At 66.6% G+C, this 19,896-nt stretch carries 14 protein-coding genes; 6 read left to right on the top strand and 8 right to left on the bottom strand.

Annotation, left to right across the window (positions count from 1 at the left end; translation table 11 throughout):
* The first annotated feature begins 87 nt into the window (after window positions 1-87).
* Together AC3A56_RS02525 and AC3A56_RS02520 are read left to right on the top strand one after the other, a co-directional pair.
* A complete protein-coding gene (locus AC3A56_RS02525; RefSeq protein ID WP_487769243.1) occupies window positions 88-2,268 on the top strand; it encodes a M1 family metallopeptidase in 2,181 nt (726 codons plus the stop codon).
* Entirely contained in the window at window positions 2,268-3,185 is a 918-nt protein-coding gene (locus tag AC3A56_RS02520; RefSeq protein WP_487769242.1) for a hypothetical protein, read from the top strand. Before AC3A56_RS02525 ends, AC3A56_RS02520 begins: the two co-directional genes overlap by 1 nt.
* Window positions 3,186-3,269: 84 nt before the next feature.
* Here the strand turns inward: AC3A56_RS02520 and AC3A56_RS02515 are convergent, their stop codons facing one another.
* The 3 genes from AC3A56_RS02515 to AC3A56_RS02505 all read right to left on the bottom strand — a co-directional run bounded on the left by AC3A56_RS02515 (window position 3,270) and on the right by AC3A56_RS02505 (window position 4,732).
* Window positions 3,270-3,809 (bottom strand): GNAT family N-acetyltransferase, encoded by a 540-nt coding sequence (locus AC3A56_RS02515; RefSeq protein ID WP_487769241.1) that lies wholly within the window; start codon window positions 3,807-3,809, stop codon window positions 3,270-3,272.
* A gap of 5 nt (window positions 3,810-3,814) precedes the next feature.
* Entirely contained in the window at window positions 3,815-4,288 is a 474-nt protein-coding gene (locus AC3A56_RS02510) for an SET domain-containing protein-lysine N-methyltransferase (protein WP_056717908.1), read from the bottom strand.
* A gap of 93 nt (window positions 4,289-4,381) precedes the next feature.
* Window positions 4,382-4,732: a ComEA family DNA-binding protein gene (locus AC3A56_RS02505; RefSeq protein WP_056764309.1), complete on the bottom strand. Its 351-nt coding sequence runs from the start codon at window positions 4,730-4,732 to the stop codon at window positions 4,382-4,384.
* A gap of 206 nt (window positions 4,733-4,938) precedes the next feature.
* Between AC3A56_RS02505 and AC3A56_RS02500 the strand changes: the two genes are divergently transcribed.
* From AC3A56_RS02500 to AC3A56_RS02485, 4 genes are all read left to right on the top strand, one after another.
* A complete protein-coding gene (locus AC3A56_RS02500; protein ID WP_487769240.1) occupies window positions 4,939-6,363 on the top strand; it encodes a M20 family metallopeptidase in 1,425 nt (474 codons plus the stop codon).
* A gap of 59 nt (window positions 6,364-6,422) precedes the next feature.
* Window positions 6,423-7,148, top strand: coding sequence for a YggS family pyridoxal phosphate-dependent enzyme (locus AC3A56_RS02495; RefSeq protein ID WP_487769239.1), 726 nt, complete (start codon window positions 6,423-6,425; stop codon window positions 7,146-7,148).
* Window positions 7,149-7,338: 190 nt separating this feature from the next.
* Entirely contained in the window at window positions 7,339-8,064 is a 726-nt protein-coding gene (locus AC3A56_RS02490) for a C40 family peptidase (RefSeq protein WP_487769238.1), read from the top strand.
* Window positions 8,065-8,201: 137 nt separating this feature from the next.
* Window positions 8,202-8,816: a rhomboid family intramembrane serine protease gene (locus AC3A56_RS02485; RefSeq protein ID WP_204110858.1), complete on the top strand. Its 615-nt coding sequence runs from the start codon at window positions 8,202-8,204 to the stop codon at window positions 8,814-8,816.
* Between the two features lie 30 nt (window positions 8,817-8,846).
* Here the strand turns inward: AC3A56_RS02485 and rapA are convergent, their stop codons facing one another.
* The 5 genes from rapA to AC3A56_RS02460 form a co-directional block, all read right to left on the bottom strand.
* The gene (gene rapA, locus AC3A56_RS02480) at window positions 8,847-11,687 is read right to left on the bottom strand and encodes an RNA polymerase-associated protein RapA (RefSeq protein ID WP_487769237.1); all 2,841 of its coding nucleotides are present in this window, start codon (window positions 11,685-11,687) and stop codon (window positions 8,847-8,849) included.
* 234 nt (window positions 11,688-11,921) lie between these two features.
* Window positions 11,922-12,599: a Fe2+-dependent dioxygenase gene (locus AC3A56_RS02475; RefSeq protein ID WP_487769236.1), complete on the bottom strand. Its 678-nt coding sequence runs from the start codon at window positions 12,597-12,599 to the stop codon at window positions 11,922-11,924.
* 66 nt (window positions 12,600-12,665) lie between these two features.
* The gene (locus AC3A56_RS02470; protein ID WP_487769235.1) at window positions 12,666-15,005 is read right to left on the bottom strand and encodes a catecholate siderophore receptor Fiu; all 2,340 of its coding nucleotides are present in this window, start codon (window positions 15,003-15,005) and stop codon (window positions 12,666-12,668) included.
* A gap of 373 nt (window positions 15,006-15,378) precedes the next feature.
* The gene (locus tag AC3A56_RS02465) at window positions 15,379-17,502 is read right to left on the bottom strand and encodes a M13 family metallopeptidase (protein ID WP_487769234.1); all 2,124 of its coding nucleotides are present in this window, start codon (window positions 17,500-17,502) and stop codon (window positions 15,379-15,381) included.
* Window positions 17,503-17,720: 218 nt separating this feature from the next.
* A complete protein-coding gene (locus AC3A56_RS02460) occupies window positions 17,721-19,835 on the bottom strand; it encodes a M13 family metallopeptidase (protein ID WP_487769233.1) in 2,115 nt (704 codons plus the stop codon).
* Window positions 19,836-19,896 lie beyond the last annotated feature (61 nt).

The raw sequence follows: 19,896 nt of genomic DNA, 5'->3' as shown, positions 1-19,896 counted from the left end.
TCCAGGGGAGTGACAAACATGCGGCGAATTGCACGCAAGTGGGGGTATTTGTGTGCCGTGACCTTGTCGGTCGCGGCATGTCCGGTCATGGCGCAGACGCCTGCGTCCGCCAGCACGACGGCCAGCGCGCCGGCCGGCCAGGTGATGGCTCCGGCCAGTGCCGGTGCGGTCGCCGCCGACATTCCGTTCGTCTCGGCGGATGCGGCGAATTTCCAGGTGCCCAGCGCACCCGACGCGTGGGGTGGCCCGCGCGGCGATCATCCGGCAACGCTGTCCGACCAGGTGGTGAGCTACACCATCCAGGCCACTCTGGACCCGGCCACGCACACGGTCGATGCGAAGCAGACGATGACCTGGCGCAACCGCAGCAACCAGCCGGTCAGCAAGATCTACCTGCACCTGTACCTCAACGCGTTCGAAGGCCCGGGCAGCACGTTCTTCACCGAGCGGCGCCTGTTCTCCGGCAGCGGCCACTCGCGCGGCAACGCCGACCTGAAGAAGGGCGAGTGGGGCTACATCGAGTTGAACAAGGTGCAGCAGGGTGGCCAGAACGTGAGCTGGCGTTTCGTGCAGCCCGACGGCGGCCCGAAGACCGACAAGACCGTGGTCGAACTCGACCTGCCGCAGGCGGTGCCGGCGCAGGGCACGCTGAGCCTGGACATCGACTTCCACGACCAGCTGCCGCGCGTGGTCGAGCGCACCGGCTGGTTCGGTGACTTCCATCTGGTCGGCCAGTGGTTCCCGAAGATCGCGGTGCTGGAATTGCCCGGCGAGCGCGGTGCCACGGCGCCACGCTGGAACGCGCACGAGTTCCACTTCCACAGCGAGTTCTATGCCGACTACGGCAACTACGACGTCAAGCTGACCGTGCCGAAGGGTTACACCGTGGGCTCGGTAGGCGAGGAGCAGGGCGCGCCGGTCGAGAGCGGCGACAAGGTCACCCACCACTTCGTGCAGACCGATGTGGAGGACTTCGCCTGGGTCGCCGCGCCGGGCTACAAGGTGCAGCGCATCAGCTGGACCGGGCCGGGCAGCCCCAAGGTCGACGTGCAGGTGATCTACCCGCCCGAGTACGAGGCGAGCGCGCAGCCGGTGCTGAAGGCCACCACCGATTCGCTGACCTATTTCTCCGACACGCTGGGCCCGTATCCGTACAGGACGATCACCGCCGTGGTGCCGCCGTACAACGCGGGCGAGGCTGGCGGCATGGAATACCCGACCTTCTTCACCGCCGAAGGTTATGACAAGGTCACGTCCGACACTCTGAGCCAGTACGCGATCGACTTCGTCACCATCCACGAGTTCGGCCATGGCTATTTCATGGGCCTGCTCGGTTCGAACGAATTCGAGGAGCCGATGCTCGACGAGGGCATGAACCAGTATTGGGACGATCGCATGTTGGTCGATCGCAAGCAGGACATCTGGGCCACCACGTCGTTCTTGAGCAAGCTGGGTTTTGCACCGCGGCTGACCCCGTTCGAAGCCGAGCGGCTGTCCGGCGTCGTCGGCATCGGCGTGCCGGCCGATTCGCTCGACTCCAACTCGTGGGACCGCATGTCCAGCAGCAGCTACGGGTCGGTGTATTCGCGTACCGCGGCGACCATGCGCACGCTGGAGAACCTGCTCGGTCACGAGGTGATGGGCAAGGCGATGAAGCTGTACTACGAGCGCTGGAAGTTCCGCCATCCCGACGCCGCCGACCTGCGCGATGCGCTGGCCGAGGGTTCGGGCCAGCCGGAGCTGGTGCATGCGATTTTCGCCTCTCAGGTCTACGGCACCGACAAGGTCGACGCCAGCGTGATCTCGATCGACAACGAGGAACAGGTGCCGCGTACCGGTACCGTGATTCGCGACGGCAAGCGCGTCACCCTGACCGCGAAGGACGTCGACAAGCAGATCGACGACGCCCGCGCGGCCTGGGACAAGGCGCACAAGGACGCCAGGCATGGCGGTCCGTATCCGTGGCTGTCGACGATCACGGTGCGCCGCACCGGTGCGGCGGTGCCGCGCACGGTGCTGGTGAAGTTCGCCGACGACAGCAGCGAGACGGTGAAGTGGGACGACGCCAGTCGCTGGAAGCGGATCAGCTTCACCAAGCCGGTCAAGGCGGTGTCGGCCACGGTGGACCCCGACCGGAAGATCGTGCTGGACGCCAATTCGCTCAATGACAGTCGGACGATCAAGGCCGATGGCGCAGCCTCGCGCCGCTGGAGTGCGGATGTCGCCTCCTTCTTTCAGACTTTCTACGCCTTGATGGGGACGCTGTGATGAAGACCGGACGCATTTCACGCCGCGTGGATTCGGCCGCCCTGATGCGCGCGCCGTTCGCCGCCATGCAGTGGCGGTTGCTGCTGCTGTGGGTATTGCTGCTGCTGTTGCCGACGGCGGTGGTCAGCTTGCCGATCTGGCGCGCGCTGAGCAGCGTGCTGGATCATTCGATCCATGCGCAGGAGTGGGCGACACGCTTCAACGGCAGCATGTTCAGTGACGTCATGACGGCACTGAACATGTCCAACTGGTTCGGCGGCATCGCCTTGCTGGGCCTGTTGCTGACCGCCCTGCTGTCGCCATTCCTCACCGGCATGGTGGTGGGCACCGGCCGCGCGGGTCGCACGCTGGGCTTCAGTCATTTGCTCCAGTGCGGCATCGTCGAATACGGTCGCATGTTCCGCCTGATGCTGTGGTCGATCCTGCCCTACGTGGTGATGGGCGCCCTGATCGGCGTGGCGATGCACATGGCCGACGACGTGGGTGACAAGGCCGTCCTGCAGTCGCAGGCCGACCGGGCCTCGCACCTGGCGCTGTTCGTCGCCGGCGTGCTGTTCGTGCTGGCCCAGTCGATTGTCGAGTCCAGCCGCGCCGCGTTCATCGCGGATAGCGGGCTGCGTTCGGCCACCCGCGCCCTGGGCCGCGGCTTCATGCAGTTGCTGCGTCGTCCGCTCAGCACCTTGCTCAGCTATCTGCTGATCAGCGTGGTCGGCTACGCGATCGCCATGGCGATCGGCATCGGGCGGGTGAACACGCCTGCGGTGGGCGTGGCCGGACTGGTCATGGCCGTGCTGTTGGCCCAGTTGGTGGTGCTGGTGATCGGCTGGATGCGGGTGGCGCGCCTGTTCGCGCTGGCCGAGGTGGCCCGCTCGCTGGTCTCGTCGCGCTCCGCCAGCGGGTTGCCGCCAGCGCTTTGATGACGGGGCGGAGGGCGGTCACGCCCTCCGCCATTTGTTGGCGCTGGTTTTCCGGCGCGCCAGCGGAGAGCCGGGTCGTGGAGCTCAGCCGTAGGCGCGGTGCGGCTCGCGATGCGGCGGGTAGTAGGCAAACACGTGGCTGTGACTGCCGTAGAAGTCCATGTCTTCGATGTGCTCGCCGCCCAGCCTTTCGGCGACCCGGTCCGAAGCTTCGTTGCCGATGCGCACCAGGCTGATCACCCGCTGCGCGTGCAGCTGGTTCCAGGCGAATTCCAGCACCGCCATGCCCGCCTCGGTGGCGTAGCCGTGGTGGCGGTGTTCGGGCTTGAGCATCCAGCCCATTTCCAGGTCGGGCCAGCCATCGGGATACATCAGGCCGGCGCGACCGATGAACTCGCCGGTGGCTTTCAGTTCCAGCGCCCACATGCCGCAGCCGCGCAGTTGCCAGTGGCCCAGCAGCATGGCCAGCGAGCGCCAGGCATTGGTGCGGTCCAGTGGCTGGCCGTCGCCGATCCAGCGGGTGCTGGCAGGGTCGGCCAGCATCGAGGCGTAGTCGTCGAAATGACGTTCGGTCAGCGCAGTCAGGCGCAAACGCGCCGTTTCAATGGTTGGGATATCAAACATCACGATCAGCGGTGGGCGGCAACCAGCAGTTCGGCCAGTGCATGAGTGCTGCTGGCGAGGCTTTCTTGCCAGGACAATCCGGTGATTGTCTCACCTGTGACCGAATCGACAAAATCCTCGGCCTGGCCCGGCGGCAGCAGGTGCCGGTAATCCACCGTGATCTCGGTCCCCGGCGGGAGCTCGGCCAGGGCAAACACGAAGCCCAGGTGCCACAGCCCGTTGGGTGCGAAGCTGTGGTTGATGTAGCACTCGTCGGGCCAGTCCGGCGACAGCGTGTAGCGATCCTCGAACCAGCGGGCGCTGGCGTGGAACTGTGCGCGCAGCTCCGCCGAGGCCATGATGTCGGCGTAGCGGAAGGTCTGCGTGATGGCGTCCGGTGCGGTGATGATGCTGCCCGCAGCCACCGTTTCGTCGAGGAACAGCCCGTTGCCGGCGCCGTGGATGGCCGAAGCGGCAATGTGATAGCGCGGCAGGATCATGACCGGGATGGCAGTGAGCTGGGCGCGCGAGTGTAACGCAAGCGGCGCGGCCCGCCATGGACCGCGCCGCCACTGCCGGCCTGCCGGGGCCGCTTATTTCTCGCTCGCGGCCTTCCTGCTCTTGTGGGCGGGTTTGGCGGGCGCGTCGGCCTGGGCGACCGCCTCGGGCGTGTCCCCCGCCTCCAGCTGGATCGCGCTGCGATTGCGCTCGATCGTGGCCTTGCCGATGCCCTTGACGTGCTTGAGGTCGTCGGCCTTCTTGAACGGGCCGTGCGCCTCGCGCCAGGCCACGATGGCCTCGGCCTTGGCCTGGCCGATGCCGTCCAGCGACTTGGCGATGGTGGCCGCATCCGCCTGGTTGATGTTGACCGGGGTGGCCGCCAGCAGCAGGCCGGGCAGGGCGAGCGTCAGCGCGAGCGCAACAGCGACGAGTTTGTTGAACATGGGCTTTCTCCTTGGGCGGTGGTCACGGCATCCGTGTGCCGTCGGCGAACTATCCCGCCGCCGCCCGGCCCCGCACAGTCGGAAGCGCGGCAGGCCGTGCGTGCGTGATCGTCGTGCGCCCGTGTGGGGCGCGGCCCGTCGGTTGTCGGTGCGACGGAAGCGCGCTGGTACAATGGCGCACTTGTCTGCCTGCTGGAGTGATACCGATGGATACTGCCCGCCTCTCGCGTTTTGTCAGTGGCCTCTGGGACGACGAGATCGTGCCGCAGCTGGTGGAATACATCCGCATTCCCAACAAGTCGCCGATGTTCGACAAGGACTGGGTGGCGCACGGCTACATGGATGCGGCGGTGAAGCTGATGGAAACTTGGGCGCGCTCCAAGCTGGGCCAGCTGCCGGGTGCCACGCTGGAAGTGGTGCGGCTGGAAGGGCGCACGCCGCTGATCTACATCGAAGTGCCGGGCCAGGGCGACGACACCGTGATGTTGTACGGCCACCTGGACAAGCAGCCGGAAATGACCGGCTGGGCCGAGGGCCTCGGCCCGTGGACGCCGGTGATCAAGGGCGACAAGCTGTATGGCCGCGGTGGCGCCGACGACGGCTACGCGATCTTCGGTTCGCTGGCCGCCTTGCTGGCGCTGCACGAGCAGGGCATCCCCCACGCGCGCTGCGTGGTGATGATCGAGGCCTGCGAGGAATCGGGCAGCTACGACCTGCCGTTCTACGTCGACCACCTGGCCGAGCGCATCGGCAGCCCGTCGCTGGTGGTCTGCCTGGATTCGGGCTGCGGCAACTACGACCAGCTGTGGCTGACCACCTCGCTGCGCGGCATGACCGGCGGCAACCTCAGTGTGCAGGTGCTGGAAGAAGGCGTGCACTCGGGCGACGCCTCCGGCGTGGTGCCGTCCAGCTTCCGCATCCTGCGCGAGTTGCTGTCGCGGCTGGAGGACCCGGCCACCGGCACGATCAAGCCGAAGGAGCTGTACGTCGACATCCCGCAGCAGCGCATCGACCAGGCCAAGCTTTCGGCCGAGGTGCTGGGCGACGACATCTACGACAAGTTCCCCTGGGTCGACGGCATGCAGCCGGTCACCAAGGACCTGGCCGAGCTGGTGCTCAACCGCACCTGGCGTCCGCAGCTGGCGGTCACCGGCATCGGCGGCATCCCGCCGCTGGAAAGCGCCGGCAACGTGCTGCGTCCGTTCACCTCGGTGAAACTGAGCCTGCGGGTTCCGCCCACGCTGAGCGGCGCCAAGGCCGGCGAGTTCGTCAAGCAGTTGCTGGAGAAGGACCCGCCGTACGGCGCCAAGGTCACGTTCACCCTGGAAAAGGACGGCTCGGGCTGGAACGCGCCGGCGCTGTCGCCGTGGCTGGAACAGGCGGTCAGCGACGCCTCGCAGAACCACTTCGGCGCACCGGCCACCTACATGGGCGAGGGTGGCAGCATCCCGTTCATGGGCATGCTGGGCGAGAAATTCCCCCAGGCGCAGTTCCTGATCACCGGCGTGCTGGGGCCGCATTCCAACGCCCACGGTCCGAACGAGTTCCTGCACATCCCCACCGGCAAGAAGGTCAGCATGGTGGTGGCCGAGGTGGTGGCGAAGCACTTCGCGCAAGGCGCCAGGGGCTGAGCGCCGTTCTCCTTCTCCCCTCCAAAGGGGAGGAGGAGACGACCGCCACGGGCTTGCCCATGGACCACCCCCACTTCGCCGCCAACTGGTCCGACATCCGCCGCCGGGTGGATGAGGCCTGCCATGCCGCCGGGCGCGACCCGGCCGAGGTCGACGTCCTCCCGGTCAGCAAGACCTTTGGCCCGGAGCTGATCCGGGCCGGCGTGGCGCTGGGCATGCACCGCTTCGGCGAGAACAAGGTGCAGGAGATCCGCGACAAGTCGCCGCTGCTGGCCGACTGCGGCATCGACTGGGTGATGATCGGCCACCTGCAGACCAACAAGGCGAAAGAGGTGGCGCGGCTGGCCAGCGAAGTGCAGTCGCTGGACCGGCTGGAACTGGCCGAGGCACTGGATCGGCGGCTGCAGCACGAGGGGCGCGGCATCGACGTGCTGGTGCAGGTGAAGACCTCCGTCGAACCCAGCAAATACGGTCTCCCGCCTGAACAGCTGGCCGACTTCCTGAACGCCTTGCGCGGCTATCACAGCATGCGCGTCCGTGGCCTGATGACCCTGGCCATCCATTCCGTCGACGCTGACGAGGTACGGGCCTGCTTCCGGCTGCTGCGCGAGCTGCGCGACCGCTCCATGCTGCAAGGCCATGATATTCCACGGTTATCCATGGGGATGAGCGGTGATTTCGGGCTGGCCATCGCCGAAGGGGCGACTGAGGTGCGGATCGGCACGGCGATCTTCGGCCAGCGCTCCTACCCGGACTCGCACTACTGGCCCGAAGCCGGCGCCTGAACCATTATTTCAATAGAAATCATTGGCTTGTATAAAGTGTGCGCGCTATCCCGATTTTTCGGAACGGCAGAGTTCAGTTAACCTCAATCCAACATCTGCACGCCATCTTCTTGTTAAGTTCACTCCATCGTCACGTCGTCGGCACCTGCTGCGCGGCCAATCCTGTGAACAACAAGGGATTTTTCCCAGCATGTCCTTCAAGCACCTGACTGCCGCCACCGCGCTCCTTTCCGTGCTGCTGGTTTCCGCTCCGCTTCAAGCGAAGTCCCTTGCTCCCCTCGCCGTCGTTGCCGGCCAGACCGCCACGGCGGCTCCCGCCGTGCTCGATGATGCCGCGATCGCGCGCGTCAGCGCACCGCTGCTGGGGCAGTTGCCGATCTTCAATCCGACGGCCGGGCTGGCCCAGGCCGTGGTTCCCGACGCCGGTGCCATGATCGCCGTGAAGGCCGCCGTTGCCGCCGACACCAGCGAGCAGAGCGCCGCCGCTGCCAAGGTCAGCGCCAACATCACCGACCTGCGCAAGTCGTTGCTGGTCGTGGCGATGGGCTTGCGCGACACCCGTTACGTCCGCGGCGGTCGCGACCCGTCCACCGGCTTCGACTGCAGCGGTTTCGTGCGTTACGTGTTCGCCCATGCGGTGGGCATGCAGCTGCCGCGCAACTCGGCCTCGCAGTTCCTGGCTGGCCTCAAGGTCAAGCGGGCCGACATGCAGCCGGGCGACCTGGTGTTTTTCCGTACGCATGGCAAGCGCGCCATTTCGCACGTGGGCATCTACATCTCGAACGGTCGCTTCATCCATTCGCCGGCCACCGGCAAGTCGGTGGAGATCTCCAGCCTGAAGGAAGGCTACTGGGCCAAGCGCTTCGCAGGCGCCAAGCGTCCGGAAGCGATGGCGCAGGTGGCCGACAAGGGCTGAGCGCGGCCGCACACGTTTTCCGTGGAGCCGCCGCGAGGCGGCTTTTTTCTGCCCGCCGTGGCTGAACGAAAGCGGCGCGGCGCGGTCATCAAGCGAAGCCACCCACGCCTTGCCAAGGCACTCTCCGGAACCTGTTGATGCCTTTTGACCTGCCGCCCGTGACCCGCAACCTGCTGATCGCCAACGTCGCGGTGTTCCTGCTGCAGAAGGTGATGGGGCAGGCGTTGCTGATGAACTTCGCGCTGTGGCCGCTGGGTTCGGGCCTGTTCGGGGTGTGGCAGATCGTCACCAGCGCGTTCATGCATGGCAGCCTCGCCCATATCGCGTTCAACATGATCGCGCTGTACATGTTCGGCGGCACCATCGAGCGCACCTTCGGCGCACGCAATTTCACCATCTACTACTTCGTCTGCGCCATCTCCGCCTCGCTGCTGCAGCTGGCCGTGTTGTGGTTCTTTCCGGGCCAGGTCGGCCCCACGCTGGGCGCGTCGGGCGCGATCTTCGGCTTGCTGCTGGCGTTCGGCATGCTGTATCCGCAGGAGAAGGTGATGCTGATCTTCCTGCCGATCCCGATGCCGGCGTGGCTGTTCGTGAGCCTGTACGCGGCCGCGGAGCTGACCATGGGCGTGACCGGCATCGAGCCGGGCGTCGCCCACTTCGCCCATCTCGGCGGCATGCTGGGCGGCATCGTGCTGATCCAGTACTGGCGCGGGCGACTGCCGTGGAAGCCGCGGCGACGCCTGCTGCGCTGAGCAGTGAAGCAGCCCTGCGAGGGGCCGGCGTCAGCGCAGGGCGAGGAAGTCCGCGCTGACCACGAAGCGTACGGCGTCCAGGCGCAGCCGCGACTGCGGCAGGGCGCCCAGCAGTTCGGAGCGTTCGGCGACGACCGCGGCGATTTCCGCCTCGCTGACCGACGGATTGACCGCACGCAGCGCCAGCAGCCGCGACAGCTCGGCATCCAGCGTCGTGGTGGCCAGGTCGGTGGCTTCCTCGATCCGCGTCTTCGCCTGCACGCCGGCCAGCGTCTCGGCGCGCTCCAGCATCGGCGGCACCAGCTTGCCCAGGAACTTGCGGTAGCGCACCACCTCGATGTTGCGGTCGCCCGCCTTGCGCAGCGCGATGTCGCTGGGCTCGAAATCGGCGCGTTCGGCGAGCCGGGTGTCCACCGTGATCACGATCGGCAGGATCGGCAGGAAGCGCTCGGCGTCGAGCCGGCGATCGGCGACGCACTCGAGCAGGAACACCGCCTGCAGCAGCGCGCTGCGCGGCGGCAGCGCGTCGTCGACCATGAACGCGGCGTTGCCCTGCTCGCCGGACAGCGCCAGGTCCATCGCGCCGGCCACCAGCGGGTGGTCGAGCCGCAACAGCGGCAGTTCCTCGCGGGCCAGCGCCACGTCGCGCACGAAGGTGACCGATTGCGGGCCGTCGGCGAAACCGGGCAGGGCATCGGTGGACAGGTATTGCGGATCGAGCAGCAGGACCTGGCCGCCCAGCTCCTCCGGATGGATGCCGAACGCTTCCAGCAGGCGCTGCACGAAGGCATCGCGGGCGGGGTCGTGGTCTTCGCGGGCGAACGCCTGCTGCAGTTCGTCGGCGTGCAGGTCGCGGGTGGCGGCCAGTTCCAGCAGGTGGTCGCGGCCACCGCGGATCAGCTCGGCCATCTGTTCATGGCTGGCATGGGTTTCGGCCAGCAGAGCGTCCAGTTCCTGGTCGCGGTTGTCGTCGCCGCGGGCGTGCTCGTCGGCCAGCCGGGTCAGCAGCTCGCCGTAGCGGCGCAGCAGTTCGCGGCCGTCGGCCGGGCTCATGCGGAACGCGTCGACGCCTTCGTCGTACCAGCGCGCCAGCACGTGCTGGGCGCTGTCGGCCACGGCCAGGATGTGGATGTTGATGTCGTGTTTCTGGCCGATGCGGTCGAGCCGGCCGATGCGTTGTTCGAGCAGGTCGGGGTCCAGCGGCAGGTCCCACAGGATCAGTCGATGCGCGAACTGGAAGTTGCGCCCCTCCGAGCCGATCTCCGAACACAGCAGCAATCGCGCGCCGTCAGGCTGGGCGAAGTAGGCGGCGTTGCGGTCGCGCTGGATGATGCCGAGGCCTTCGTGGAAGCGCGCCACGCCGACGCCGCTGCGGGTGCGCAGCACTTCTTCCAGCGCCAGCACCTTGGCCTGGCTGCGGCAGATCAGCAGGAACTTGTCCTGCGGGTGCTGCTCCAGCAGGCCGATCAGCGCATCCACCCGCGGATCGGCGCTGTAGTCGATCTCGATCAGCGCCGGCGGCTGTAGGATGTCGGCATGGAACTCGGCCAGCAGCGACTGGCGCGTGCTTTCGTCCACCGTGTCCGCGTCCAGCAGGTGCCATTCGGGCAAGCGCTTCGGGAAGCCGCCCACGCCGGCGCGGTTGTTGCGGAACATCGCGCGGCCGGTGCCGTGGCGATCGATCAGCGCGGCCAGCAGTTCGCGGGCATTGGCCGGACTGGTCGAGTCGGCCAGTCGCTCGGTGAGCGCCGCGTCGCCGTGGAAGGCGTCGGCGAGGGTGGCGCGCTGCAGGTCGTCCAGCGGCTCGCCGTCGAGCAGCCGGTCGGCGATCTTCGACAGCGCCTGGTAGGTATCGGCCTCGGCCAGATAGCCGTCCAGATCGTGGTAACGCTGGGGGTCGAGCAGGCGCAGGCGGGCGAAGTGGCCGCTGCGGCCGAGCTGTTCGGGGGTGGCGGTGAGCAGGATCACGCCGGGAATCGCTGCGGCCAGTTGCTCCACCATCGTATAGCGCGGGCTGGCCGCTTCCGGCGACCACGCCAGGTGATGGGCTTCGTCCACCACCAGCAGGTCCCACGGCGCTTCCAGCAATTGCTTCGCGTATTTCGGCGAGCTTTCCAGGAAGCCGAAGTCGGCGATCACCAGTTGCTCGTCCTCGAACGGATTGCCGGCGTCGCCGGCCTGTTCGAGTGCCTCGCAGCGCTCCTCGTCGTAGATCGCGAAGCTGAGGTTGAAGCGGCGCAGCATCTCGACGAACCACTGGTAGACCAGGGTGTCGGGCAACAGCAGCAGCACCCGCGAGGCGCGGCCGGTGGCAAGCTGGCGCGCGATGATCATGCCCGCCTCGATGGTCTTGCCCAGGCCGACCTCGTCGGCCAGCAGGACGCGGGGCGGCCGACGGGCGGAGGCAATCCCGGCCACGCGCAGCTGGTGCGGCACCAGTCCGATCCGCGCCGCGCCCAGGCCCCACATCGGCGAACGGCGCGCCTCGGCGCGCCGCTTCAGGCCTTCCAGGCGCAGCTCGAAGTGCGCCACGGTGTCGGTGCGGCCGCCGATCAGGCGGTCGTCGGCCTGGCTCACGCTCTGCTCGTCGTCGAGCTGGCCTTCCTCCAGTTCGCGCCCTTCGCCCCGATAGATCAGCAGTTCATCGCGGATCTCCACCCGCTCGACCAGGAACGCGATGCCCTTGCCGGCCACGCGCTGGCCGGCGCGGAACTCGGCGCGCAGCAGCGGCGCCGAATCCATCGCGTAGGGGCGCAGCACCCCGGCCTTGGCGAACAGCACCTGCACGCCGCGTCCCTCGACGCGCAGTACGGTGCCGAGGCCGAGCTCGGGTTCGGCGGAGGAGATCCAGCGTTGACCAGGAACAAACATGTTTCAGCCGCGTTTTGCAGGGGGTCGACAATTATCCGCTCCGCGGCGCGCGGTGGGAACCGTTGTCTGCAGTCGGCCCGGCTCAGCGCCTGTGAAGAACACCACTTCCTGTGGTTTTCTTCCATCGCATGTCCGGTACATGCCCGGACGTGCTCACGCGAATCAGTCACTTGCGTGACTGCTCCGCGACCGGCCGTCCTGGCCGGCCTGAGAGGTTGAAAAACTCACAACCTCTCAGGTCTCCGACCACTGCCGCAGCAGGTTGTGGTAGACGCCGGTCAGTTGCAGCACCGCCGCCGGGTCGGCAGCCGTCTGCGTCAGGCGCTGGATCGAGCTATCCAGTTCGAACAGCAGGCGACGGCGGCTGTCGTCGCGGACCAGGCTTTGCACCCAGAAGAACGAGGCCACCCGCGCGCCGCGGGTCACCGGGGTGACCCGGTGCAGGCTGCTGGACGGGTAGACGATCAGGTCGCCGGCCGGCAGCTTCACCTCGTGCTCGCCGTAGGTGTCGTTGACGATCAGCTCGCCGCCGTCGTACTCGTCCGGTTCGCTGAGGAACAGCGTGCAGGACACGTCGCTGCGCAACTGCGCGTCGGCGGACAACGCCATCACCGCGCCATCGACGTGGAAACCGTATTCGCCGCCGCCTTCGTAGCGGTTGAAGCGGGGCGGCAACGCGCGCAATGGCAAGGTCGCCGCGTGATACAGCGGGTTGCCGGCCAGAGCGCGCAGGATCAGCTGGCCCAGTTGCAGGCGCAGCGGCGACGCATCCGGCAGTTGCCGGTTGCGCTTGACCTTCGCCCCCTGCGCGCCGACGGTCTCGCGGCCGTCGGTCCAGTCCGCTGCATCCAGTTCCGCGCGGATCCGGGCCACCTGTTCGCCAGTGAGTACGTCGGGGATATGCAGCAGCATGGCGGTTTCCTGAAACCCTACTCCGGCTGGAGCAGGGGCGTGCGACGCGGGATCAGAACATGCAGATCAGAAGCGGATGTTGGCAGTGAGCATCGCCGCGCGCGGCGTGCCCGGGGTGTAACGGTAGCCGCTCTTGTTGATCGCCGCGACATAGTCCTTGTCGAACAGGTTGTACAGGTTCAACTGCAGGTCGAAATGCTTGTTGACCGGATAGCTGGCCATCGCGTCGAACACCCAGTACGCCTCGGTGAACGCCGGCGTGCCGATCGCGCCGTCGGTGCCGCGCTTCATTTCGCCGGCATAGCGGGCACCGCCGCCGATGGTGAGGTTGAACGGCAGGTGGTAGGTGGTCCAGGCGGTGAACGCGCTCTTCGGCGTATAGGCCAGGTCGCTGGATCCGTCGTTGGCCACGGCCTTGCCGTTGATCACCTTGGCATTCATCACGGTATAGCCGGCGCTGACCGCCCAGTTGTCAGTGAGCTTGCCGACGGCGCTGATCTCGATGCCCTGCACGCGCTTCTTGCCGACCTGGTAGTACTGCAGGTCGACCGGGTCCTGCACCAGGTCGTTGCTGACCGTGGTGCGGTACAACGCGCCGGTCAGCAGCAGCTTCTCGCCGAGCAGGTCCCACTTGCTGCCCAGCTCGACGGTGCGGGCCTTCTGCGGATCGAAGTTGGGGTTGTCGGCGCTGTTGGCCGAGTCGCTGAGCGTGAGCGTGTTGCCGCCCGGCGGCTCCTGCGATACGGCGAAGTTCGCATAGATGCTGCCATTGGCGGCCGGCTTGTACAGCACGCCGAACTTGTAGCTGGGCAGGTTGCCGGACTTGTCGGCGTCCACGCCCGGCAGCACGCTGCCGGCGGGCAGTGCGCCGCAATCCGGGCCGCGGCGACCGCCGCAGACGACCATGCTGCTGAAGTCGGTCTTGTAATGATCCATGCGCAGTCCGGCGTTGACCTGCCACTGCTCGTTGAACTTCAGCGTGTCGAACAGGTAGGCCGCTTCGGTATCGGTCTGGCCGTGGCTATCGGCGCCGTTGCCGGCGTAAAGCAGGCCGCTGACGTCGGCGTTCGGGTGATACAGGTTCGCTGCAGGCCAGGCGGTGCTGGCCAGGGCGGCCATGCCGGTGGTGTCGGCCTTTTCCCGGGTCAGCTCGATGCCGGCGCTGAGATTGTGCGTGACGCTGCCGGTGTCGAAATTGGCGGTGAGGTTGGTCTGGTTGGTGAGGATGCGGTTGGTCTGGTTCTTGAACGTCGGATTGCTGCGCGCGATCGTCCAGGTCGTGGGGTCATTGATGTCCGGCGTCAGCAGGTTCGCCGTGCTGCCCATGAACGAGGTCAGCAGGTAGTCCTGGTGGGTGCGGCCCCAGCGCGTGGTGTTGTGCAGCGCCACGTCCGGCGAGAAATCGTGCTCGACGATCACGGTGAACATGTCCGCCTTGACGTCGTCATGGTCGGAGGTGGTGCCGTAGAAGTTCGACGGATCGACCATCGGCGCGTCGGCGAGGAACGGCCGGGTGGCATCCGGGCTGCTGTAACCGGGCAGGCCCAGGGTCGGCACGCCGCCGTCGGGCAGGTTGTTCTGCTGCACGTGCAAGAAGTCGATGTAGACGCGAGTCGGCGTCTTCAGGCCGAACGCCAGCGACGGCGCGACGCCCCAGCGGTTCGCTTCGACCTTGTCGCGCCCCGGCGAGCCGCTGTCCTGGCCCATCAGGTTGAGGCGGAACGCGGAGGTGGCGCCCAGGGTCTGGTTCCAGTCGGCGGTGGCGCGGCGGTGCTGGCCGCTGCCGTAGCCGATCGATCCGGAGATGCCGTCGCCCAGTTGCGGCTGCTTGCTGGCCAGGTTCACCGAGCCGGTGGGCGCGGTGCGGCCGTAGTCGGTGCCGGCCGGACCCTTGGCCACTTCCACCTGTTCGATGTTGAACACGTCGCGCGAGATCGAGCCGAGGTCGCGCACGCCGTCCACGAAGATGCTGCCCGAGGTGTCGAAGCCGCGCATGTAGATGCTGTCGCCGGTGTTGGTGCTGCCGTTCTCGCCGACGTAGAAGGTGCCCACGCCCGGGCTGTTGCGCAGCGCTTCGGTCAGCGTGGTGGCGCCCTGCTGCTGGATCAGTTCCTTGGTGATCACGCTGATGGTCTGCGTGGTGTCCAGCAGCGGCTGGGTGTATTTCGGCGAAGACAGCTTGTCGACGCGGTAGTCGTTGCCGGTGACCGCTTCCACCTGCACGCCGGGCAGGCTCTTGGCCTGCGCCACTTGCGCGCCGGTGAAATCGGCGGGCGTGGTATCCGTGGCGGCCGCGGGGAAAGCCAGTGCCAGGCCGGTGAACAGGGTTGCCGCCTTCAGCGCGCTCGTCGTCGGGACCTGCCGCTGCGAGGCGACGGGATGCTTGCGCGATTTGATCGGTGTCATGAGAGCTCCATGGGTGAACGGGATTTGCATGCGGACAGGGCCTGGCGGGTCTGGCGCATGCAAAGGTCTTGCATTGGCTGGATGCAGGTTTCGGGGCCAGCCGAACGCGCACCGAAGCAAATCAGCGTGCGTCGTGTCGTCCGACGGGAAACAACCTGGAAATGGCGAACATTCCGGCTTGCTGGGCGAATGCGCTGGCGGCCGGAGAAGGTGCCTAAGATACTTTAATGAGAATGATTTGCAATACCCAGCAAGCCCGCTTCTGCCATCCCGCGCTGCAGCGGCAGGGCGCACACCATGAAAAAGGCCCCGCATTCGCATGCGGGGCCTTCGTTTCACGCCGCGATGGATTGCGGCCGGTGTCGATATGGAATTACCAGATCTTCACCTGCTTGTCGGCCGGGGCCACCATCGCGTCGCCGCTCTTGCACTGGAACGCGCTGGCGAAGGTCGGCATGTTGGACGGCGCGCCCATCGCGCGGAACTTCATCGGCGAGTGCGGATCGGCATTCAGATAGACCATCTGCGCCTTTTCGCGGATGTCGCCACGCCACACGCGGGCCCAGTTCAGGAAGAAGCGCTGGTCCTGGGTGTAGCCCTCGATCTTCGAGGCCGCTTCGGTCGGGTTCTTCTTCAGCGCGGTCTGCAGCGCGTCATAGGCGATGTTGAGGCCGCCCAGGTCGGCGATGTTCTCGCCCAGGGTCAGCTTGCCGTTGACGTGCAGCTCCGGGTGGTCGGCCAGCGGCGCATAGCCGTTGAACTGGTCGACCAGCTTGCCGGTGCGGGCTTCGAACTGCTTCTTGTCCGCGTCGCTCCACCAGTTGAGGTTGTTGCCGTCGCCGTCGAACTGGCTGCCCTGGTCGTCGAAGCCGTGGCTGGCCTCGTGGCCGATCACCGCGCCGATGCCGCCGTAGTTGATCGCGTCATCCGCCTTGGCGTCGAAGAACGGCGGCTGCAGGATCGCGGCCGGGAAGTTGATCGTGTTGTCGGTGGGGTTGTAGTACGCGTTGACCGTCTGCGGGGTCATGCCCCAGTCCTGGCGGTCGGTCGGCTTGCCGATCTTGGCGATGTCGTACTCGTAGTTGAACTTGCTGGCCGCCTGCATGTTGGCGTAGTAGTTGTCCTTGGTGATGGTCAGGCCATCCCAGCTGCGCCAGGTTTCCGGGTAGCCGATCTTCGGCAGGAACTTCGACCACTTGTCCAGCGCCTTGGTCTTGGTCTCGGCGCTCATCCAGTCGAGGTTCTCGATGCGCGTCTTCAGCGCGTCACGCACGTTGGTGACCAGCTCCTCGGCGCGGGTCTTCGCCTCGGGGGTGAAGTACTTGGCCACGTACAGCTGGCCCAGGGCCTGGCCCATCGCGCCGTTGACCGAACCCAGCGAACGCTTCCACTGCGGCTGCTGCTGCGGCTGGCCGCGCAGGGTCTTGCCGTAGAAATCGAACTGCGCATCGACGAACGGTTCGGACAGGGCAGCGGCCGAGTTGGAGATCGTGTGGGCCTTCAGGTAGGCCTTCCACTCGTCCATCGGCGCGCTGGCGAGCAGCTTGTCGAACTCGGCGAAGAACTTCGGCTGCGACAGCGAGAAGCCCTTGTCGATGGTGACGCCCTGCGCCTTGAAGAACGCGTTCCAGTCGAAGTGCGGGGTGACCTTGTTCGCTTCGGCCACGGTCGCGAAGTGGTACTGGTTCTCCGGCTTGCGCATTTCCACCCGCGGGATGGAGTGTTGCGCCAGGTCGGTTTCGAACTTCATCGCCAGCGCGGCCTGCTTGCCGGCGTCGGCGGCGCTGCTGCCGGTCATCTCGAACAGCTTGGCGAGGTACTTGACGTAGGCGTCGCGTACTTCCTTGTTCTTCGCATCGGTGTAGTAGTCCGGCGTGGGCAGGCCCAGGCCGCTCTGCTCGGTGTAGGCGATCTGGATCTTGGCGTCCTTGAAGTCGGCGCCCGAACCGAAGTTGAACACCGCGCCGTCGCCCTTGGCGAAGGACTGGTTCAGCCAGGTCGAGAGCTCCTTGTTGGACTTCAGCGCGTCGATGCCGGCCAGGTCGGCCTTGATCGGCTCGAAGCCGGCCTTGTTGCGCGCGTCCATGTCCATGCTGGAGTGGTACAGCCAGCCGATCTTCTGCTCGATCGAACCGGCCTTGGCGCTGTCGGCGTTCTTTTCCGCGTCGTCCACCAGTTGGTGCTGGTCGGCCAGGCTCTTCTCGTGCAGCACGCTGAAGGCGCCCCACACGGTCTGGTCGGCCGGGATCGGGTTGGCCTTGACCCACTTCGCGTTGACGAAGCCGTTGAAGTCCTGGCAGGCCAGCGCGCTGTCGCCCAGTTCGCTGACGTCGAAGATGCTCTTGCCGAGGTCGGCTGCGGCGGTGGTGCCGGCCGCTGCCGGCGCGGTGCTGGCCGGCGCCGGCGCGTTGTCGGCGGCGTCGTGCTTGCCGCAGGCGGCCAGCGCCAGGCTGACGGCGAGCGCCAGTGCCACGGGCTTCAGATACTGCTTGGTCATGGATGTCCCTTGTAGGTGGTGGTGAGTGTGCTTGTTCGGCCGCGTCACAAGTCCCCCCGGACGCGGACGCATGCCCATCCACGCTAGGCCAAACGTCATGGGCCAGACAGTGTCAAAGGTCAGGGGCGCCGGCCGGGGAAAAAAAGGCCCCGCATCTGCATGCGGGGCCCTGGGGTCGCATCAGGTCGCGATGCATCGCGACCGGGATGACCGCCGGATTACCAGATCTTCACCTGCTTGTCGTCGCCGCGCACCATCGCGTCGCCGGGCTTGCACTGGAACGCGGTGGCGAACGCCGGCATGTTCGACGGCGCGCCGATCGCGCGCAGCGAGGCCGGTGCATGCGGATCGGTGTTCAGGCGCAGCAACGCCTGCTTCTCGCGGATGTTGCCGCGCCACACGCGGGCCCAGTTGAGGAAGAAGCGCTGGTCCTCGGTGTAGCCGTCGATCTTCTTGCCCGCTTCCTCCGGGTGCTGCTTCAGGGCCACCTGCAGCGCGTCGTAAGCCACGTTCAGGCCGCCCAGGTCGGCGATGTTCTCGCCCAGGGTCAGCTTGCCGTTGACGTGCGCGTCCGGCTGGTCCTTGATCGGCGTGTAGTCGTTGAACTGCTGCACCAGCTTGGCGGTGCGGGCGTCGAACTTGGCACGGTCGGCCTCGCTCCACCAGTTGACGTTGTTGCCGGCGCCGTCGAACTGGCTGCCTTCGTCGTCGAAGCCGTGGCTGGCCTCGTGGCCGATCACCGCGCCGATGCCGCCGTAGTTGATCGCGTCGTCGGCCTTGGCATCGAAGAACGGCGGCTGCAGGATCGCGGCGGGGAAGTTGATCGTGTTGTCGGTCGGGTTGTAGTACGCGTTGACCGTCTGCGGGGTCATGCCCCATTCCTTGCGGTCGGTCGGCTTGCCGATCTTGGCGACGTCGTACTCGTAGTTGAACTTGCCGGCCGCCTCGAGGTTGGCGTAGTAGTTGTCCGGCACGATCGTGAGGCCGGTCCAGTCGCGCCACTTGTCCGGGTAGCCGATCTTGGGCAGGAAGGTGTCCCACTTGGCGATCGCCTTGGCCTTGGTCTCGTCGCTCATCCAGTCGAGGTTCTGGATGCGTGCCTTCAGCGCGTTGCGCACGTTGGTCACCAGCTCCTCGGCGCGGCTCTTCGCTTCGGGGGTGAACTCGGTCTTGACGTACAGCTCGCCCAGCGCCATGCCCATCGAGCCGTTGACCGCGCCCAGCACCTGCTTCCAGCGCGGCTTCTGCTCCGGCTGGCCGGACAGCGTCTTGCCGTAGAAGGCGAACTTGTTGTCGCGGAAATTCTTGCTCAGCGCGTCGGAGGCGTCATCGATGGTGTGGAAGCGCAGGTAGGCCTGCCACTGGCTGACCGGTGCGCTGGCCAGCAGCTTGTCGAACTCGGCGAAGAACTTCGGCTGCGACAGCGAGAAGCCCTTGTCGATGGTCACGCCCTGGGCCTTGAAGAAGTTCTCCCAGTTGAAGTGCGGGGTGACCTTGTTCGCTTCGGCGACACTGACGAAGTGGTACTGGTTTTCCGGTGTGCGCAGTTCCACGGGTGCCAGCGACGCGGCAGCCAGCTTCGTCTCGAACGCCATCACTTCATCGGCCTGCTTCTTCGCGTCGGCGGCGGACACGCCGGTCAGCTGCAGCGTCTTGGCGATGTAGTCGAGGTAGGCCTTGCGCAGGTCAGCCTGCTTCGGGTCGGTGTAGTAATCCTTGGTCGGCAGGCCCAGGCCCGCCTGGAAGGTGTAGCCGATCTGGGTTTCGGCGTGCTTGAAGTCGGCGCCGGAGCCGAACTGGAACACCTGCATGTCGCCTTCGGCGAAGCTCTTGTCGAGGTACCCGGCTACGTCCTTGCCGTTCTTCAGCTGGTCGATCGCGGCCAGCTTCGGCTTGATCGGATCGAAGCCGGCCTTGTCGATGGCGGCCTCGTCCATGCCGGACTTGTACAGGTTGCCGATCTTCTGCTCGATCGAGCCGGCGGCGGCCTGGTCGGCGCCCTTGGCGGCGTCCTCGACGATCTTGTGCTGGGTGTTCAGGCTGTCCTCGGCCAGCTTGTCGAACGCGCCCCAGCGGGTGCGGTCGGCCGGGATCGGGTTGGCGGCCACCCACTGGCTGTTGACGAAGCCGTTGAAGTCGGCGCAGGCGTTGATCTTCGGATCCAGTTCGCTGACGTCGAAGATGCTCTTGCCGAGGTCGGCTGCCGCGGTGGTGGCGGCTGCGGCGGGCGCGCTGGTGCTGGCGGCCGGCGCCGACTCCTGCTTGCCGCAGGCGGTCAGGGCAAGCGCCACGCTGATCGCCAGCGCGATGGGCTTCAGATACTGCTTGGTCATGGATATCCCTCTGTATGGATGGATGCCGGCGGTGGCCGGGGAGCTTTCATGATCGTGCCCC

It is taken from the genome of Rhodanobacter sp. Soil_C_14, from assembly GCF_057657335.1.
This window is presented reverse-complemented; position numbering and strand designations above follow the sequence as displayed.

Bases quoted from the DNA above. Each gene is read 5' to 3' on its own strand.
- AC3A56_RS02525 (WP_487769243.1), top strand. From the start codon at position 88: ATGGCGCAGACGCCTGCGTCCGCCAGCACGACGGCCAGCGCGCCGGCC.
- AC3A56_RS02520 (WP_487769242.1), top strand. From the start codon at position 2,268: ATGAAGACCGGACGCATTTCACGCCGCGTGGATTCGGCCGCCCTGATG.
- AC3A56_RS02515 (WP_487769241.1), bottom strand. From the start codon at position 3,809: ATGTTTGATATCCCAACCATTGAAACGGCGCGTTTGCGCCTGACTGCG.
- AC3A56_RS02510 (WP_056717908.1), bottom strand. From the start codon at position 4,288: ATGATCCTGCCGCGCTATCACATTGCCGCTTCGGCCATCCACGGCGCC.
- AC3A56_RS02505 (WP_056764309.1), bottom strand. From the start codon at position 4,732: ATGTTCAACAAACTCGTCGCTGTTGCGCTCGCGCTGACGCTCGCCCTG.
- AC3A56_RS02500 (WP_487769240.1), top strand. From the start codon at position 4,939: ATGGATACTGCCCGCCTCTCGCGTTTTGTCAGTGGCCTCTGGGACGAC.
- AC3A56_RS02495 (WP_487769239.1), top strand. From the start codon at position 6,423: ATGGACCACCCCCACTTCGCCGCCAACTGGTCCGACATCCGCCGCCGG.
- AC3A56_RS02490 (WP_487769238.1), top strand. From the start codon at position 7,339: ATGTCCTTCAAGCACCTGACTGCCGCCACCGCGCTCCTTTCCGTGCTG.
- AC3A56_RS02485 (WP_204110858.1), top strand. From the start codon at position 8,202: ATGCCTTTTGACCTGCCGCCCGTGACCCGCAACCTGCTGATCGCCAAC.
- rapA (WP_487769237.1), bottom strand. From the start codon at position 11,687: ATGTTTGTTCCTGGTCAACGCTGGATCTCCTCCGCCGAACCCGAGCTC.
- AC3A56_RS02475 (WP_487769236.1), bottom strand. From the start codon at position 12,599: ATGCTGCTGCATATCCCCGACGTACTCACTGGCGAACAGGTGGCCCGG.
- AC3A56_RS02470 (WP_487769235.1), bottom strand. From the start codon at position 15,005: ATGACACCGATCAAATCGCGCAAGCATCCCGTCGCCTCGCAGCGGCAG.
- AC3A56_RS02465 (WP_487769234.1), bottom strand. From the start codon at position 17,502: ATGACCAAGCAGTATCTGAAGCCCGTGGCACTGGCGCTCGCCGTCAGC.
- AC3A56_RS02460 (WP_487769233.1), bottom strand. From the start codon at position 19,835: ATGACCAAGCAGTATCTGAAGCCCATCGCGCTGGCGATCAGCGTGGCG.